The following is a 17,026-nucleotide window of genomic DNA, read 5'->3' as shown; positions in this document are numbered from 1 at the left end:
CAACTCCTGCTATGTCCCGGTAAGCACGCGTTTTAACGCGCTATAACAAAACCAAAAAAAGAAGGATCCAGTTAATGGATAACTCCAGCACCCTGCCTGCCGGGTCGGTCCCTGCGACCCCGAAAGAAAAGACCACCTCCAGCCGTATCAAATCCATTTTCAGCGGCTCCGTCGGCAACATGGTCGAGTGGTACGACTGGTACGTCTACGCCGCTTTCTCGCTGTATTTCGCCAAGGCCTTTTTCCCGAAGGGCGACACCACGGCTCAATTGCTCAACACCGCCGCGATTTTCGCCGTGGGCTTCCTGATGCGCCCCATCGGCGGCTGGCTGATGGGCCTGTACGCTGACCGCAAAGGCCGTAAAGCTGCGTTGATGGCCTCGGTGCTGCTGATGTGTTTCGGCTCGCTGATCATCGCCCTGTCGCCGGGGTATGAAACCATCGGCGTCGGCGCGCCGATCCTGTTGGTGTTCGCCCGCTTGCTGCAAGGGTTGTCCGTGGGTGGCGAATACGGCACCTCGGCCACCTACCTCAGCGAAATGGCCACCAAGGAGCGTCGCGGCTTCTTCTCCAGCTTCCAGTACGTGACCCTGATCTCGGGCCAGCTCATCGCGCTCGGTGTGTTGATCGTGCTGCAACAGACCCTGACCGAAGAGCAGCTGTACAGCTGGGGCTGGCGCATCCCGTTCGTGATCGGCGCCTTGTGCGCGGTGGTGGCGCTGTTTTTGCGTCGCGGCATGGAAGAGACCGAGTCGTTCAACAAGGTCAAGGTCAAGCCAAAAGAAAGCGCCATGCGCACCTTGCTGCGTCATCCCAAAGAGCTGATGACCGTGGTCGGCCTGACCATGGGCGGCACGCTGGCGTTTTACACCTACACCACGTACATGCAGAAATACCTGGTGAACACGGTGGGCATGAGCATCTCCGACTCCACCACCATCTCGGCCGCGACGCTGTTCCTGTTCATGTGCCTGCAACCGCTGGTAGGCGGGCTGTCGGATAAGGTCGGGCGGCGTCCGATCCTGATTGCCTTCGGCGTGCTGGGCACCCTGTTTACCGTGCCGATCCTGACCACGCTGCACACCATCACCACGTGGTGGGGCGCGTTCTTCCTGATCATGGCAGCGCTGATCATCGTCAGTGGCTACACCTCGATCAACGCCGTGGTCAAAGCCGAACTGTTCCCGACTGAAATTCGTGCACTGGGCGTCGGCCTGCCGTACGCACTGACCGTGTCGATCTTTGGCGGCACCGCTGAATACATCGCGCTGTGGTTCAAAAGTGCGGGCATGGAAACCGGCTATTACTGGTACGTAACCGCCTGTATCGCTTGCTCGCTGTTCGTTTACGCCACCATGAAAGACACCCGTAAACACTCGCGCATCGAGACCGACTAACCGCTGTTACCCCGTGCAGACGCCCGTGAGCGCCTGCACGGGGGGTTCAGTTCACGACAACTCGGCCACTGGCGGCCGGGTTTGTCGGTTTTTCGCGTAGGCAGCACCGGCAATCATTGCCACCAAAATCCCCGCCAACACCAGTGATGATCCGACCGTGCCGAAATCGAGACCGCCTTTTTCATGGGGTTTGGTCAGGAAATCGCCCAATGTCGCGCCGAACGGCCGTGTCAACACGAATGCCACCCAAAACAGCACCACGGATGAGATCTTGGTGAAGTAGCGCGCCAGCACCACCAGCCCGATGGTTGCACCGATGAACAGTGCTCCGCCCGCAAACCCCAGCCCGGAATCGTCCGCCAGGTAATCACCCAGCGCCGTGCCCAGCGTGTTGGAGAACAAAATCGCCATCCAGTAGAACAACTCACCCCGTGGCGTCTGTACGTTGTTGACGTTGAGCGACTCTCCACTCCATTTCCACAACGCAAAAATCGCCACCAGAATCGACACCAAAATCAATGACCCCGAGGCATAGCCCAGGCCTAACGTGCGGTCCATGAAGTCGGACATGGTCGTGCCCGCGGTGCTGGTCGACAGAATCACCAGCCAATACAGCACTGGATTGAAGGTTTTGGAGAACAGCTGGGTCAGCAAGGTCAGGACAAACACACTGAGCAGAAGCATCGAACTGACGGCATACCCCACGTTCAGGGTCATCGACAGCAAATCACCGGCGGTTTCGCCCAACGTGGTGGCGCAGATTTTCATCACCCAGAACGCAAGGGTGATCTGTGGAAGTTTATTCATTTGGGTCAAGGCTCCAAGGGGCTAAGCAATTATCACGTCTGCTTTTTATGCCCGGAGAAGCCTGAGTTTCAGGCCGTGAAAAATAGGTAAAACGCAAATGAAAAGCGCATCCACAAACATGAATTACCTGAATTAATTGTCAGTTAATTCGCCTCCTGCACACTCTTCTTCACATTCAGCGCTATACCGATGACCGAAGCCTTCAGGGTTAATCGCCCAGATGTTGCGTGCGGCCTACAGAGAGTCTTGCCTTTATATATCGAATAAAACGATATTTAAGCGCCATTTTTTGCGCTTTTTAATCTATTTGATCGGCGTAATCTGAACCCATCGAGACACAACATCCCCAACACGCAACAAGGAGCACGACCATGAAAACCCGAATGATCCTCGCCACCGCCCTCTCTGTACTGGCTTTGAATGCGTTTGCAGCAGACGGTTATGACCGCACCCATTCTTCGAGCTTTGCTGAAGACGGCTACAGCCGCACCGGGTCGGCCACCTTTGCCGCGGATGGTTATGACCGCACTCACTCGGCCACGTTTGCTGAAGATGGCTTCGACCATACGCATTCCGCCACATTCGCCGAAGATGGCTACGACCGCACTCACTCCGCCACATTTGCCGAAAATGGCTACGACCGCACACAAGGCGCACGTTTCAGCTAATTGACCGCATGCCCACTCCCGCCGCTGACGAGCCTTGCAAGGCTGCGTTCGGCGGCAAGGCTGTGAGCGATGGGCGGGTGAGTGTATTGACGCGCAATAACGTTTCAGGGCTGGGCGAACGCAGGCTCAGGCTGCGACAGGGATTGCAGATCCAGGAGACAAACTTTGTTTTTAAGGGCAATGCCTTGCACTATAGGGCCCTTCTAAATCAGCCGTTTGCGGATGCTTGTGATGCCTGACGATATCCATTTCTACGAACCTTCCCAAGGCCATGGCCTGCCCCACGATCCGTTCAATGCCATTGTCGGGCCGCGTCCGATTGGCTGGATTTCATCGCAGGATGCCCAAGGCCACCTCAACCTGGCGCCTTACAGCTTTTTCAATGCGTTCAATTACATTCCGCCGATCATTGGGTTTTGCAGCGTGGGGCGCAAAGATAGCCTCAACAACATTGAGCAAACCGGCGAGTTCGTCTGGAACCTGGCCACGCGCCCGCTGGCTGAAGCCATGAACCAGAGCTGTGCCATGGTCGGCCCCGAGGTCAATGAGTTTGAATTGGCAGGCCTGACCACCGCACCTTCGCGGGTGGTGAGTGTGCCGCGCGTGGCGCAGACGCCGGTGTCGTTTGAATGCAAAGTGACGCAGATCGTGCAACTGCAACGCGCCGACCAGCAGTTAGTGCCGAGCTGGCTGATTCTCGGCGAGGTGGTGGCGGTGCATATCGCCAAACACCTGCTTAAAGACGGGGTGTACGACACGGCGGCCGCCGAACCGATTTTGCGCGGTGGCGGCCCGGCGGATTACTTCCAGCTAGGGCCTGAAGCCCTATTCAAAATGCACCGCCCAACCTGATCACCAGACCAGCTCGGCGTCTTCATTGACGCCTTGCAGGGCGGCCAGTTGTTGCTCGGCAGCAGCATCGGCCGCTGTCGCTGTGGCGAAGGTCTGCTCCGGCAAGATCGTGTGAAAACGCGGTGCTCCGCCTTCGTACAACGCTTTGACGGCAATCGCTGCGTGGTAAGTCCCAGGTTTTACAGGGACGACTGCCGATACCGCTTCAAACTTTTCGAATTCTTTGCGCGCCATGGTTCTGATTCCGGCCTGTGAAAAGGCGGCATTCTACCCGCTTACCCGGCGCGTTTCTGCAAGCCGCTAACGGCCGCGTCGCAGTCGCTCTGAAAATCCAGACGGTCGACCACGTGGCTGTGCATGAGCACGCTGTAGACCTGCATCAGCGTGGACTCAAAGTACGCCAGCATCGACGCCTGATCCTGCCAATACCCCACGACATGCCACAGCAGTGGCTCATTGCGCGATTGCTGCAACGCGAAGTGCAGGCAGCCTTGCATCTGTAACGTCGGTTCAATCAGTGGGCTCAGGCAGGCCTCAACCTGACCCGAACAGCCGGCGCGGGCAAGCACCCGGGTCGTATGAATGGCAACAGTGGACTGGGGCATGAAGACCTCCACAAATCTTGGGGGCGTGAGGGGAGGTTCAAAGCGTAAGGCGCAGCCGCGCGCAGCCGTTAGTCGATTCCTGCCCTTCCCTTGCACAATCCTGCATACCGTCTCGCAACGACCCACCACGCCACCAGCCACCCCACGGTCCCTAAAAAGCGCGATTTCAAGCAAGCAGGCGCCCGCAGGACGCGAATTTGATCGTTCATCGCAGGCACCCTGACAGGATCAGGCAAGGGTGCGGCAGAAATCGGCTACCCCTCGGGCTTGCACAAACCTAAGCTATGACGACTTCGTCGCACCCATGAGGACGCGCCTCCCATGTCAACGCTACAACCGCCCATGGCCGCACTCGATGCCGCGCTGGAAGAAAAGCGCATCGAACTGGCCGACCTCATTGATCGTCACACCCGCGAAGACGGCACCTGCGCCACCGGGGTCGACGCGCTGTTCATGTCGCGTTACAGCCAATCCAGCGACTTTTCTCCCAGCCTGCCGCAACCGGCGCTGTGCATCCTTGCCCAGGGCCGCAAGGAAGTGCGCCTGGCCGATGAGTACTTCGCCTACGATCCGCTTAATTATTTGGTGGTGTCGGTGTCGATGCCGATCAGTGGCCGGGTGGTGGAAATCTCCCCGCAACACCCGGTACTGGCGTTGCGCCTGGATATTGATCCGATGGACATCACCACCCTGATCAGCGAAGCCGGGCCGATTGGCGTACCGTCGCGGCCTGCAGGGCGCGGGGTGTATGTCGAACCCATCGATCAGGTCATGCTCGATGCCCTTCTGCGCCTGACCCGCCTGTTGGACACGCCACGGGACATCGCCATGCTCGCTCCACTGATTCGACGCGAGATTTTGTACCGCTTGCTGCGCAGCCCCTTGGGCTACCGGCTGTATGAAATTGCGACCGAGAACAGTCAAACCCACCGTGTGAGCCGTGCGATTTCGTGGCTCAACGGCCATTTCCAACAACCGTTGCGCATTGATGACTTGGCCCGCGAAGCCAACCTGAGCGTGTCGACCCTGCACCATCGATTCAAGGCCATGACCGCCATGAGCCCGCTGCAATACCAGAAACAACTGCGCCTCAACGAGGCGCGGCGCCTGATGCTCAGCGAAGGGCTCGATGCGTCGGCGGCAGGGTATCGGGTGGGGTACGAAAGCCCGTCGCAGTTCAGCCGCGAGTACAGCCGCCAGTTTGGCGCGCCTCCGGTGCGGGACCTGGCGCGCCTGCGGATGGGTTTATAGGCCCGGCGACTGCTGCGCCGGGGCCAGGTCAGGGTTCAGGATCAGTAGCCGACGGTAAAACGCTGGCGTGAATGCGCCGGGTGCTCGACTTCATCCAGCAGAGCGATGGCGAAGTCAGCAAAGGTGATCCAGCTTTTGCCGTCGGCGCCGATCAGCAGGTGGTCCTTGCCCAGACGGAATTTACCGGTGCGCTCGCCTTCGACAAATTCGGCCGATGGCGACAGGAAGGTCCAGTCCAGGTCCTGTTCTTTGCGCAATGTCTCCAGGTACTGCCCACCCGCTGTAGCTTCTGGTTTGTACTCGTCCGGGAAACCCTCGCTGTCGATGACTTTGGTGCCATCGGGCAGCAATAACGAACCGGCGCCGCCGACAAACAGCAAGCGTTTCACGCCTGCTTTTTTCACCGGTTCGATAATGGCTTCCACGGGCAACGTCGAGAAATGCGCGGCACTCAACACCACGTCGCTGCCTGCCACGGCCTCTTGCAGTGCCTGGGCATCGTGGACGTCCACGTCCTTGGTGACCACGTGCTCACGGTGGCCGATTTTTGAGGCATGACGCGCAATGGCGATCACGCTATGACCGCGGCGCAGGGCTTCTTCCAGCAGTTGGCTACCAGCACGTCCGGTAGCACCAATAATCGCAATCTTGCTCATGAGGTTCTCCTGTTAAATGGACTGATGTCACTGAACGTTTGAATCACCACTTCATTTCGCCTTTGGCCACTTTGGCGCTCAGTTCCAGCGAAGACGCTTCGCCCAGATCCGGGTAGCGTTTTTTCATCGCGTCAATCAGCTCGGCCGAGTCCTTGGCCTTGAGGGTTTCTTCATCGAACGCCTTGATGTAATCGCGGGTAAAGTGCACCGCGCTGACTGAGCGGTCGTTCTCACCCACGTAATGCCCGGGCACCACCACTTCGGGTTGCAGGCTGTCGATGCGCTTGAGCGTAGACAACCATTGCTTGTGTGACTGAGGCGTTTGCGTGTCGGCCATCCACACGTGAATGTTATCGGCCACGACCACCCCGCCCACCACGGCTTTGAGCGAAGGAATCCACACAAAACTGCGGTCCGGCTGTTTGCCGTTGAGCCCGATCACTTCCAGATCGCGGCCTTCAAGTTGCAGGCTGTTGCCTTTGAGCACGTGCGGCACAATCAGTGTGCTCGGGACATCCACGCCCATTTGCGGGCCCCAGAACGCCAGTTTGGCGTCCTTGGTCTTGGTGATGTGCTCAACCGTGGGCGCGGAGGCCAGCACCTGGGCGTGCGGGAACGCTTCGGTCAGGGTTTGCAGGCCGAAGTAGTAATCCGGATCGCCGTGGCTGATGTAGATGGTGGTCAGGTGCTTGCCGCTGGCGCGGATTTTGTCCACCACGTGTTGGGCCTGAGCTTTGCCGAATTGGGCATCGATCAGAATGGCGTCCTTGTCACCGCTCACCAGCACCGACGACACCGGAAAAATCGCCGCAGCGCCGGGGTTGTACACGTCCAGCGTGAGGGGCGCGGGCGCGGCGCCAGCCTGTGCGGCAAAGCCCAGCGCAACGGCACCGAAGAACAAACGACGCAAGGTTGAAAATACGGTCATGGGCGGTGTCCTGAATCAAAAGGCCGTGAGTGGCGATGAACACAGCTTAGTAGCCCGATCAGGGTTAAAAAATGCGATGCTGCGACATAGTTTGTTTCAGAAATCGGGCAGATCATGGACCGTCTTAATGCAATGCGGGTATTCGTCACCGTCGTCGACCTCGGCAGCCAGTCAGCGGCGGCCGATCATCTGGACCTGTCGCGGCCGGTGGTGTCGCGCTACCTGGCCGAGCTTGAAGCGTGGGTGGGCGCGCGGCTGCTGCATCGCACCACGCGCAAATTGAGCCTGACTGCCGCCGGCAATGAAACGCTGCCGCGCTGTCGGCAGATGCTGGAGCTGTCCGAGGACATGCAGGCCGCCGTGGGCTCGGCCGGGGATACGCCACGGGGCCTGCTGCGCATCAGCGTCAGTACGTCATTCGGGCAATCGCAACTGGCAGCAGCCGTGACCGACTATGTACGCCTCAACCCCGGCGTGACCATTGACCTGCAAATGCTCGACCGCACGGTGAATTTGGTGGATGAACGCATTGACCTCGCCATTCGCACCAGTCGGGAGCTTGACCCCAGCCTGATTGCGCGCCAATTGACCGTTTGTCGCTCGGTGCTGTGTGCCTCGCCCGCGTACCTGCGCGAGCACCCGGCGCCCCGCCGGGTGGATGACTTGAGCCAGCACAACTGCCTGACCCACTCCTATTTCGGCAAAAGCCTGTGGCATTTCACCTGTGATGGCGAAGAACTGTCGGTGCCAGTGCAGGGCAATATCAGCGCCAACGAAGCCAGCACGCTGCTCAGCGCCACGCTGTCTGGCGCGGGGGTTTCTCTCCTGCCCAGCTACCAGGCCGGGGTGCATGTGCAGCGCGGGGACCTGGTGCGTTTGTTGCCCGACGCCGAACCCCGGGTCATGAATATTTATGCGGTCTACGCCTCGCGCAAACACATGCCCGCCGCGTTGCGCAGCATGCTGGACTTTCTGGCGCAACGCTTCACCCCGGAGCCTGCGTGGGACAACGGTTTGTAAGGCCTAGTCCATTTGAGGGATGAAGGCTTACAGGGGCAGTCGTACAACTGGCGTGGCAAGTCCGAGGGTCTGAACTAGCCTCAAAAGTGTGACGTCTAGGTATCAGGAGATGACTGCCATGACCACGAAAACAAAAACCAGATGCATGACCGCGTTTGTTGTGTTTGCTGCCGCTGTACTGTTTGCCAGCGCGTGTTACCGCGCCGAGCAAACGCGCCTCTCCCCTCGATTTACCGCCAGTTGCCAGGGCGAGCATTGCAATTCGTTGAATGCCGCATTCAGCGCGTTGAGATAAACAATCGGTGCAGCCGTTGATGGAGTGACGACTGCGCCTTTTTTTGCGCCTGTTCGTTAGCGAGCTATCCAGTACACTGGGCGGCATTCCGCCACAGGCCATCGCGCCTGTGCCTTTGCGCCTACAGGTGTACTGATGGCCAGCCTGAATCAATCCGCCCCGTCCAAACCCGCCATTCGCAGTATCCTCGTGGCCTTGATGCTGGCCATTTTCCTGGGTGCGCTGGATCAAACCATCGTTGCCGTGTCCATGCCTGCCATCTCGGCACAGTTCAAGGATGTCAGCCAACTGGCGTGGGTGATTTCCGGCTACATGGTGGCCATGACCGTGGCCGTGCCGATTTACGGCAAGCTCGGTGATTTGTACGGCAGGCGCCGCCTGATGCTGTTTGGCATGGGCCTGTTCACCCTGGCGTCGTTGTTTTGCGGGGTGGCGCAAAACATGGAGCAACTGGTGCTGGCGCGGATCATTCAGGGCATTGGCGCTGGCGGCATGATCTCGGTGAGTCAGGCGATCATCGGCGACATCGTGCCACCGCGCGAACGCGGCCGTTATCAGGGCTACTTCAGCGGCATGTACGCGTTGGCCAGTGTCGCCGGGCCCGTGTTGGGCGGTTTCATGACGCAATACCTGTCGTGGCGCTGGGTGTTTTGGATCAACCTGCCGCTGGGGCTGGTGTCATGGTGGATTGCCAGTCGCACGCTGGTGGGCCTGCCGATTGCGCAGCGCACGCCGATCATTGATTACCTGGGCACGGTCTTGATGATCGTCGGTCTGACCTCGCTGCTGCTGGGCATCACCTTTATCGGTCAGGGCCACAGCTGGCGCAGCGATCAGGTGCTGATGCTATTGGGCGCGGGAGTGTTCGCCCTGCTGCTGTTTGTGTGGCACGAGCGTCGGGCGCGCGAGCCGCTGCTGCCGATGCATTTATTTGCCAATCGCAATGCCGTGTTGTGCTGGTGCACGGTATTTTTCACCAGCTTTCAGGCCATCTCGCTGGTGGTGTTGATGCCATTGCGTTACCAAAGCATCACCGGTGCCGGGGCAGACAGCGCGGCCCTGCACTTGTTGCCGCTGGCAATGGGCCTGCCCATCGGCGCGTATGTGGCCGGGCGCATGACCTCGGTGACCGGGTATTACAAGCCGATGATTCTGGGCGGCGCCGCGCTGATGCCGTTCGCCATTTTGGGCATGGCCTACAGCCCGCCGGGCGCGGAACTCTTGAGCGGGGTGTTCATGCTGTTGAGCGGAATCGCTTCGGGCATGCAATTTCCCACGTCATTGGTGGGCGCGCAAAATTCGGTGGCGCAACGCGATATCGGCGTGGCCACCAGCACCACCAACCTGTTTCGTTCGCTGGGGGGCGCCGTGGGCGTGGCCTTGATGTCGGCGCTGCTGTTGGCGTTACTGCACGACTCGCTGAGCACCCCGGCCATGGGGAGACCGTTGCTGGGTGAAGGCAGTTCGGGAAATGTGCTGCTCGATGGCCTGAACGCGGTGCAAGGCCCGGCACTGGATAACCTGCGGGCCGAGCTGCAAATCACCTTCCGCCACCTGCTGAGCATCAGCGCCGCGTTTTCGTTGCTGGGGCTGGGCGCGGCGCTGGCGATGCCCAATCAGGTGCTGCGCGGGCGTGAAGACAAGGCCACGTAGCACCGCCAGCCTTTGGATTATTTGGCGCTGATCTGTTTTTGTAGGTTCTGGATCTGACTTTGCAACGTGTTGATGTTGCGCGTCACCTGCCCGCGGAACAGGTCAAACTCCGCGGTGCTGCCTTGGGCCGGGGCGGCTGCGGGGCGGGTTTCCAGTTCACTTTTAAGCACCAGTAAATCCTGCTCCAGACGCTGGATGGCGGCGGCCGGATTGCCCTGCTTTTTCAGCGTGGCCACGTCGGCGCTGACACTTTTGAGCTGCGCGTCCAGTTTGCCCTGTTCGGCCACGCTGGCTTTGAGGGTCGCCAGTTCTGTGCCCAGCGCTTTCACCTCAGTACTTAACTGGGTGTTGCTCGCCTGCTGCGCCGAGACCTGGGCCACCATGGCCGCATTGATCTGCTCGAAGCGCTTGTCCAGCTCACCTTGCTGACCGGCCACCGCGCCTTGCTGTTGCTGGTGTTGCTCAAGGAGTTTTTCTTCCAGTTGCTTGATCTGCAACTTCAAGGCTTCGCTGCCGCTGTTGATCGTGGACTCGCTGGCCACCACCTTGCCGGAAATAGCCTGCAACCGTCCTGCCGCTTCTTCGCTGATGCGGGCGAAACTTTCCTGGGTCGCCACCAGTTGCTGTTCCATCATCGACAGTTGCTGGAAGCTCCACCACGCCAACCCGGCAAACGCCAACAGCACGGCGCCGAGCAGGGCCCATAACGGGCCGGTGGTGGGTGCTTTGACCTTGATCACAGGCGTGGCGCGCGAATACACCGTGGTGCGCTCGCGGGCTGCTGCGCCCAGGGGCTGTTCATCATGGTCATCGACCGTGGCTCGTAGGGTCGGGACATCATCGAAGTCGTCGCGTGCATCGTTACGCATGGCAAACCTTATTTAAAACCTGAGTGAAAGCTGAATGGCGCGAGTATAAACCTCGGACTCGCGCCCTGATCGTCCTTGAACCTTCGTCAGGCTCATCGGTATTACGGGGGTTAACGGTAAGGCGATTCCTGGGCTTTCCACCAGCCGCAGAATTCATCGAGCGCCGCCCACAGCGAGACTTTGGGGTCGTAGTCCAGATAATGCCGGGCGCGGCTGATATCGAGGGTGAAATCTTTGTTCATTTCCTGGGTGCGCAGGCGCGTGCGCGTTGGCTCGGGCTGGCCGGGCCACAGTTTACAGGCGACTTCACTGAGCGCACTCATGCTGTAGGCCGAGGCGTAGCCCCGATAACGCGTGACCTGAGCCACGTTCATTTGCCGCATCACGTAATTGACCACGTCCCAGAAGGGTATCGGCGTGCCGTTACTGATGTTGTAGGCCTTGCCCAAGGCCGAGCCGGTGGCCAACAAACCACTGAGCAACGCTTCGTTGAGGTTTTGCACGCTGGTGAAGTCAACTTTGTTCAGGCCGTTGCCTATGATCGCCAGACGCCCTTTACGCTGTTGTTGCAGCAGACGCGGGAACAGGCTCATGTCGCCAGCGCCGGTGACCATGCGCGCGCGCAGGGCAATCACTTCCAGTCCGAACTCCTGCGCACCAAAGACTTTTTGCTCGGCCAGGTGTTTGGTCGCGGCATAGGTGTGGCTAAAGCGCTTGGGCACCTGTTCTTCTGTCAGGCCCACGTGTGAACGGCCGTCAAAATACAGCGACCCCGAGGACAGGTGCACCAAGCGGCGCACCCGCTGTTTCAAACAGGCTTCGACCACGTTTTCCGTGACCAGCACATTGTCGCGCTGTAACTCTTGCGCGCCCCCCCAGGCACTGACAGCGCCCGCGCAATGCACCACGGCGTCGATATCGACGCACAGGTCACGCACCTGCAAGCCATCGGTCAAATCACCCGGGATAAACTCAGCCCCGCGTCGTACTAGGTGTTCAACACCGTCGGCACGACGCCCGCTGACCCGTACGTCAAAGCCCTGCTCCAGGGCAAAACGCGCAAAGCGTCCGCCAATGAAGCCGCTTGCGCCGGTGACCAGAATCTTCATCAATCGCTCCAAATACTCTATGCGTGCTGCCTGCTGTTTAAACGCCTGATGTCAGGCCAAAGGCACTAACCAGCGTGACGCTGACCGCGATAAATGCTCGGTCAGTTGCCCCAGCAGTTGTCCACCGTTACGCCAATGATGCCAGTACAGTGGCACGTCGATGGGTTTATCTGGCACAAGCTCCACCAGTGTTGCGTTTTCAAGTTGCTCGCGTACCTGCAATTCAGGCACCAGTCCCCAACCCAGCCCTGCTTCGGTCAAGCGGATAAAACCTTCGGAAGACGGGCACAAGTGGTGTTCGAAAACACCGTCCACTCCCAGCGAAGCCAGGTAGCGATGTTGCAGGAAATCGTCCGGGCCAAACACCAGCGCCGGGGCCTTGGGCAATAACGCCGCGCTCACACCGCTGGCAAAGTGCCGGGCAATGAATGCCGGGCTGGCCAGCGCCCGGTAGCGCATGGCGCCCAGCAACACGCTGCGCGCTCCCGCCACCGGCCGTTCGCTGGCACATAAACAGGCGGCCACTTCACCGGCGCGCATGCGTTTGAGGCCCACGGTCTGATCCTCTACCACCAAGTCCAGCAGCAGATGGTGCTCCGCGCAAAAATCCCCCACGGCCGGCGCCCACCAGGTCGCCAGGCTGTCGGCATTCAAGGCGATGCGCAGACGCTCCGGCAGCCCCTCGTCGTCCAGTGCTGGCACTGCGCTTTGCAGATCGCGCTCCAGTAAGCGCACCTGTTGCACATGGTTCAGCAGGCGGCGGCCGATCTCGGTCGGGCTGGGCGGCGTGGCACGCACCAGCACAGGCTGGCCGATGCGCGCCTCCAGCAATTTGATGCGTTGCGAAATCGCCGATTGTGACAGCCCGAGCACCTGCGCCGCACGCTCAAATCCCGCTTGTTCCACCACGGCCGCCAGGGCGGAGAGTAATTTATAGTCGAACATCAGTTTTCCTAATGAGCGATCAGCAATATTGGTTTTTCTTATACCGCTAACACCCCGAGAATAGCCAGCAGCACACCTCTCCTCCCGCTGTAGTTCAACGAGTACTTCTTATGTGGCAAAGCTACCTGAACGGTCTGTTGGTCGCGTTCGGCCTGATTATGGCCATCGGCACCCAAAATGCATTCGTGCTGGCGCAAAGCCTGCGCCGTGAACACCACTTGCCGGTGGCCGCCTTTTGTGTGGTCTGTGATGCCCTGCTGGTAGCGGCCGGGGTGTTTGGGCTGGCCACTATCCTGGCGCAGAACCCGGTGCTGCTCAGCGTTGCCCGCTGGGGGGGCGCGGTGTTTTTGCTGTGGTACGGCACGCAGGCCTTGCGCCGTGCGTTCGCCAACTCAAGCCTTGAACAATCGGCAGGCCAGACCGCCCGTTCGCTAAAAGCCGTGATGCTCAGCGCACTGGCGGTTACGCTGCTCAACCCCCACGTCTACCTCGATACCGTGCTGCTGATCGGTTCGCTGGGCGCGCAACAAAGTGTGCCGGGCGCTTATGTGATCGGGGCCGCCAGCGCTTCGCTGCTGTGGTTCTTCACCCTGGCCCTCGGCGCTGCATGGCTGGCGCCGTGGCTCGCACGTCCCGGCACCTGGCGCCTGCTCGATTTGCTGGTGGCGGTGATGATGTACACCGTGGCGGTGCAATTGATCGTCGCCGGGTGATGAAAGACCGGGAAATACTTGCCGGGCGAAACGCATCGACTTTTTCCATCAATCGCGCTGGAACCTCTATTCCACACAGTTGTTGCGTGGTTAAGCCGCCACCCCGGTGCTATGATCCTGCCCCTGCGCCGCAAAGAGTAAAAACTCATCGGCGCGTGTTTGGCCGCCCGTGATCGGCCTTGCGCTCATCGCAACTGACCTGATTAGGAGAATCACCATGGCTTTCGAATTGCCGCCACTGCCGTACGCACACGATGCCCTGCAGCCGCACATCTCCAAAGAAACCCTGGAATATCACCACGACAAGCACCACAACACCTACGTCGTGAACCTGAACAACCTGGTACCAGGTACAGAATTCGAAGGTAAAACCCTGGAAGAGATCGTCAAGACCTCTTCGGGCGGCATCTTCAACAACGCAGCTCAAGTGTGGAACCACACGTTCTACTGGAACTGCATGACGCCAAACGGTGGCGGCCAGCCAACCGGCGCACTGGCTGACGCGATCAACGCTTCGTTCGGCTCGTTCGACAAGTTCAAAGAAGAATTCAGCAAAACCTCCATCGGCACTTTCGGTTCCGGCTGGGGCTGGCTGGTGAAAAAAGCAGACGGTTCCCTGGCCCTGGCCAGCACCATCGGCGCCGGCAACCCGCTGACCAGCGGCGACACCCCGCTGCTGACCTGCGACGTTTGGGAACACGCTTACTACATCGACTACCGCAACGTACGTCCTAAGTATGTTGAAGCGTTCTGGAACCTCGTTAACTGGACATTCGTGGCTGAGCAGTTCGAAGGCAAAACCTTCACCGCTTAAGTACGGCGCCAGACAAAAAACCCGGCATTGCCGGGTTTTTTTTGGCCACGCGAAAGTTGCGAGGTCGCTGGCCCCGAAGCTCACGCGAGCTAGACTCACACCACAGAAATTTTCTTCGCTTGGTGCTCAAGTTCAGCACAGGCCAGACCGACACAGTGTGCACAGCGTTACCGTATTAAAGTTTTAAAGGCGAAGAGTGTCCGCGAGGGATTACCCACAGTCATGGCTACTTGATATCATCCGCCAGAAACAAGGAAGCGCTCTTTGAAGCTGGAACTCAAAAACAGCTTGTCAGTCAAGTTGCTCCGGATCGTGCTGCTGTCGGCACTGATCGTCGGGGTGGTGTTGAGCTGCGCGCAGATTGTGTTCGACGCCTACAAGACCCGGCAGTCGATCAACAACGACGCCGAACGTATTCTCGACATGTTTCGCGACCCCTCCACTCAGGCCGTCTACAGCCTGGACCGAGAGATGGCGATGCAGGTCATCGAAGGCCTGTTTCAGGACGATGCGGTGCGCCAGGCCTCCATTGGCCACCCCAAAGAAACCACGCTGGCTGAAAAATCCAGGCCTTTGCGTGAAGCCACCAGTCGCTGGCTGACGGATGTGTTTCTGGACAAGGAACGGACATTCGTCACCCCGCTGGTGGGTCGCGGGCCTTATAGCGAGTACTACGGCGACCTGACCATCACCCTTGATACCGCCAACTATGGCGACGGTTTTTTGATCAATTCGGGGATTATTTTCATCTCCGGCGTCTTGCGCGCCTTATTGATGGGGCTGGTGCTGTACCTGATCTATCACTGGCTGCTGACCAAGCCCCTGTCACGCATGATCGAGCACCTGAGCACCATCAACCCGGACCGCCCCAGCCAGCATTTGCTGCCTTTGCTCAGGGGCCACGAGAAAAACGAGCTGGGCATCTGGATCAACACGGCCAACCAGTTACTGACCTCCATCGAGCGCAATACCCACCTGCGCCATGAGGCTGAAAACACTCTGCTGCGCATGGCCCAGTACGACTTTCTGACCGGGTTGCCCAATCGCCAGCAACTGCAAACCCAGCTCGCCAAGATCCTGTTCGATGCCGGTCGCTTGCAGCGCCGGGTGGGGGTGTTGTGCGTGGGGCTGGACGATTTCAAAAGCATCAACGAACAGCACGGTTATCAAACCGGCGACCAACTGCTGATGGCCGTGGCTGACCGCCTGCGCTCGCACAGCGGTCGGCTGGGGGCCCTTGCGCGCCTGGGGGGTGATCAGTTTGCGCTGGTGCAGGCCGATATCGATCAGCCCTATCAGGTCGCGGAGCTGGCGCAGAGCATTCTCGACGACCTTGAAACCCCGTTCCTGCTGGCCGAACAATCCATCCGGCTGAGGGCCACCGTCGGCATTACCCTGTTCCCGGAAGACGGTGACTCCAGCGAAAAACTGCTGCAAAAAGCGGAACAGACCATGACCCTGGCCAAGTCACGCTCGCGCAGCCGTTATCAGTTCTACATCGCCAGTGTCGACACCGAGATGCGCCGTCGGCGCGAGCTGGAAAAGGACTTGCGCGACGCCCTGCTGAGCAATCAGTTGTACATGGTGTACCAGCCGCAAATCCGCTACAGCGACCATGAGGTGGTGGGTGTCGAGGCGCTCTTGCGTTGGCAGCACCCCGTTCACGGCATGGTGCCGCCTGATTTGTTTATCCCGCTGGCCGAGCAAAACGGCAGCATTATTGCTATCGGGGAATGGGTACTGGATCAGTCCTGCCGCCAATTGCGCGAATGGCACGATCAGGGTTTCACCGAACTGCGCATGGCGGTCAATCTGTCGACCGTGCAATTGCACCACGCGGACTTGCCGCGAATGGTCAACAACCTGCTGCAAATCTACCGTTTGCCACCCCGCAGCCTTGAACTGGAAGTCACTGAAACCGGCCTGATGGAAGACATCAGCACGGCCGCGCAACACCTGCTCAGCCTGCGCCGCTCCGGTGCCCTGATCGCCATTGATGACTTCGGTACCGGGTATTCATCGCTCAGCTACCTCAAGAGCCTGCCGCTGGACAAGATCAAGATCGACAAGAGCTTTGTGCAAGACCTGATCGATGACGACGACGATGCCACCATCGTGCGGGCCATCATTCAGCTCGGCAGAAGCCTGGGCATGCAGGTGATTGCCGAAGGTGTCGAAACCCTTGAGCAGGAAACGTATGTCATCAACGAGGGCTGCCACGAAGGCCAGGGTTACCTGTACAGCAAACCGTTGCCAGCGCGCGAGTTGAGCGTTTTTCTGAAGCAGGGCCAGCGCAACAATGCCGTCATTATGTAAATCCGTGTTTCAAGGTTTGCGGTGTATCCGGGTGAGAGAGACGTAAATAGGAAATATTTACAACGCTAACCCTTTACACAAAATGCAAATCTTTCGCATCATGTCGCCATTGTTTTGTGCACTCGCAC

The 17,026-nt window shown here is 59.3% G+C and carries 18 protein-coding genes; 10 read left to right on the top strand and 8 right to left on the bottom strand.

What is annotated here, in order from left to right; translation table 11 throughout:
• Positions 1 to 74: 74 nt before the first annotated feature.
• The gene (locus IF654_RS06340) at positions 75 to 1,397 is read left to right on the top strand and encodes an MFS transporter (RefSeq protein ID WP_047274233.1); all 1,323 of its coding nucleotides are present in this window, start codon (positions 75 to 77) and stop codon (positions 1,395 to 1,397) included.
• Between the two features lie 51 nt (positions 1,398 to 1,448).
• On the opposite strand, the gene IF654_RS06335 is transcribed toward IF654_RS06340, so the two are convergent.
• Positions 1,449 to 2,204: a COG4705 family protein gene (locus IF654_RS06335; RefSeq protein ID WP_194862659.1), complete on the bottom strand. Its 756-nt coding sequence runs from the start codon at positions 2,202 to 2,204 to the stop codon at positions 1,449 to 1,451.
• 371 nt (positions 2,205 to 2,575) lie between these two features.
• Here IF654_RS06335 and IF654_RS06330 point away from each other — a divergent pair, with 371 nt between their 5' ends.
• Together IF654_RS06330 and IF654_RS06325 are read left to right on the top strand one after the other, a co-directional pair.
• A complete protein-coding gene (locus IF654_RS06330) occupies positions 2,576 to 2,872 on the top strand; it encodes a hypothetical protein (protein WP_047282324.1) in 297 nt (98 codons plus the stop codon).
• A gap of 231 nt (positions 2,873 to 3,103) precedes the next feature.
• Positions 3,104 to 3,724 (top strand): flavin reductase family protein, encoded by a 621-nt coding sequence (locus tag IF654_RS06325; protein ID WP_047282322.1) that lies wholly within the window; start codon positions 3,104 to 3,106, stop codon positions 3,722 to 3,724.
• Here IF654_RS06325 and IF654_RS06320 read toward each other — a convergent pair whose 3' ends face one another.
• Positions 3,725 to 3,958, bottom strand: a complete 234-nt coding sequence (locus IF654_RS06320) for a hypothetical protein (RefSeq protein WP_083334089.1) — start codon at positions 3,956 to 3,958, stop codon at positions 3,725 to 3,727. It abuts the gene before it with no gap.
• Between the two features lie 41 nt (positions 3,959 to 3,999).
• Positions 4,000 to 4,329 carry a putative quinol monooxygenase gene (locus IF654_RS06315; protein ID WP_194862660.1) on the bottom strand — a complete coding sequence of 110 codons (330 nt, stop codon included), beginning with the start codon at positions 4,327 to 4,329 and terminating at the stop codon, positions 4,000 to 4,002.
• Between the two features lie 321 nt (positions 4,330 to 4,650).
• Between IF654_RS06315 and IF654_RS06310 the strand changes: the two genes are divergently transcribed.
• On the top strand, positions 4,651 to 5,580 hold the full coding sequence (locus IF654_RS06310) for an AraC family transcriptional regulator (RefSeq protein ID WP_047282320.1): 930 nt from the start codon (positions 4,651 to 4,653) through the stop codon (positions 5,578 to 5,580).
• A gap of 41 nt (positions 5,581 to 5,621) precedes the next feature.
• Here the strand turns inward: IF654_RS06310 and IF654_RS06305 are convergent, their stop codons facing one another.
• A complete protein-coding gene (locus IF654_RS06305; RefSeq protein ID WP_070413711.1) occupies positions 5,622 to 6,236 on the bottom strand; it encodes an NAD(P)-dependent oxidoreductase in 615 nt (204 codons plus the stop codon).
• A 43-nt stretch (positions 6,237 to 6,279) separates the two neighbouring features.
• Positions 6,280 to 7,164 (bottom strand): MBL fold metallo-hydrolase, encoded by an 885-nt coding sequence (locus IF654_RS06300; RefSeq protein ID WP_047282319.1) that lies wholly within the window; start codon positions 7,162 to 7,164, stop codon positions 6,280 to 6,282.
• A 114-nt stretch (positions 7,165 to 7,278) separates the two neighbouring features.
• Between IF654_RS06300 and IF654_RS06295 the strand changes: the two genes are divergently transcribed.
• From IF654_RS06295 to IF654_RS06285, 3 genes are all read left to right on the top strand, one after another.
• The gene (locus tag IF654_RS06295; RefSeq protein ID WP_047282318.1) at positions 7,279 to 8,184 is read left to right on the top strand and encodes a LysR family transcriptional regulator; all 906 of its coding nucleotides are present in this window, start codon (positions 7,279 to 7,281) and stop codon (positions 8,182 to 8,184) included.
• A gap of 118 nt (positions 8,185 to 8,302) precedes the next feature.
• A complete protein-coding gene (locus tag IF654_RS06290) occupies positions 8,303 to 8,479 on the top strand; it encodes a hypothetical protein (RefSeq protein WP_156425770.1) in 177 nt (58 codons plus the stop codon).
• Positions 8,480 to 8,614: 135 nt separating this feature from the next.
• On the top strand, positions 8,615 to 10,132 hold the full coding sequence (locus IF654_RS06285) for an MDR family MFS transporter (RefSeq protein WP_094988356.1): 1,518 nt from the start codon (positions 8,615 to 8,617) through the stop codon (positions 10,130 to 10,132).
• A 17-nt stretch (positions 10,133 to 10,149) separates the two neighbouring features.
• On the opposite strand, the gene IF654_RS06280 is transcribed toward IF654_RS06285, so the two are convergent.
• The 3 genes from IF654_RS06280 to IF654_RS06270 form a co-directional block, all read right to left on the bottom strand.
• A complete protein-coding gene (locus IF654_RS06280; RefSeq protein ID WP_047274214.1) occupies positions 10,150 to 11,001 on the bottom strand; it encodes a hypothetical protein in 852 nt (283 codons plus the stop codon).
• A 110-nt stretch (positions 11,002 to 11,111) separates the two neighbouring features.
• Positions 11,112 to 12,110, bottom strand: coding sequence for an NAD-dependent epimerase/dehydratase family protein (locus tag IF654_RS06275; protein WP_194862661.1), 999 nt, complete (start codon positions 12,108 to 12,110; stop codon positions 11,112 to 11,114).
• A gap of 51 nt (positions 12,111 to 12,161) precedes the next feature.
• Positions 12,162 to 13,055 carry a LysR family transcriptional regulator ArgP gene (locus IF654_RS06270; RefSeq protein WP_047274210.1) on the bottom strand — a complete coding sequence of 298 codons (894 nt, stop codon included), beginning with the start codon at positions 13,053 to 13,055 and terminating at the stop codon, positions 12,162 to 12,164.
• 110 nt (positions 13,056 to 13,165) lie between these two features.
• Here IF654_RS06270 and IF654_RS06265 point away from each other — a divergent pair, with 110 nt between their 5' ends.
• The 3 genes from IF654_RS06265 (at position 13,166) to IF654_RS06255 (ending at position 16,898) form a co-directional block, all read left to right on the top strand.
• Entirely contained in the window at positions 13,166 to 13,768 is a 603-nt protein-coding gene (locus tag IF654_RS06265; RefSeq protein ID WP_047281151.1) for a LysE/ArgO family amino acid transporter, read from the top strand.
• Between the two features lie 217 nt (positions 13,769 to 13,985).
• Entirely contained in the window at positions 13,986 to 14,582 is a 597-nt protein-coding gene (locus IF654_RS06260; protein ID WP_047274206.1) for a superoxide dismutase, read from the top strand.
• A 264-nt stretch (positions 14,583 to 14,846) separates the two neighbouring features.
• Complete coding sequence (locus IF654_RS06255) at positions 14,847 to 16,898, top strand: putative bifunctional diguanylate cyclase/phosphodiesterase (protein ID WP_047274204.1); 2,052 nt, start codon at positions 14,847 to 14,849, stop codon at positions 16,896 to 16,898.
• The last annotated feature ends 128 nt before the right edge of the window (positions 16,899 to 17,026 follow it).

Origin of the sequence: Pseudomonas lundensis (genome assembly GCF_015377145.2) — a bacterium.
Taxonomy (GTDB): domain Bacteria; phylum Pseudomonadota; class Gammaproteobacteria; order Pseudomonadales; family Pseudomonadaceae; genus Aquipseudomonas; species Aquipseudomonas lundensis.
This window is presented reverse-complemented; position numbering and strand designations above follow the sequence as displayed.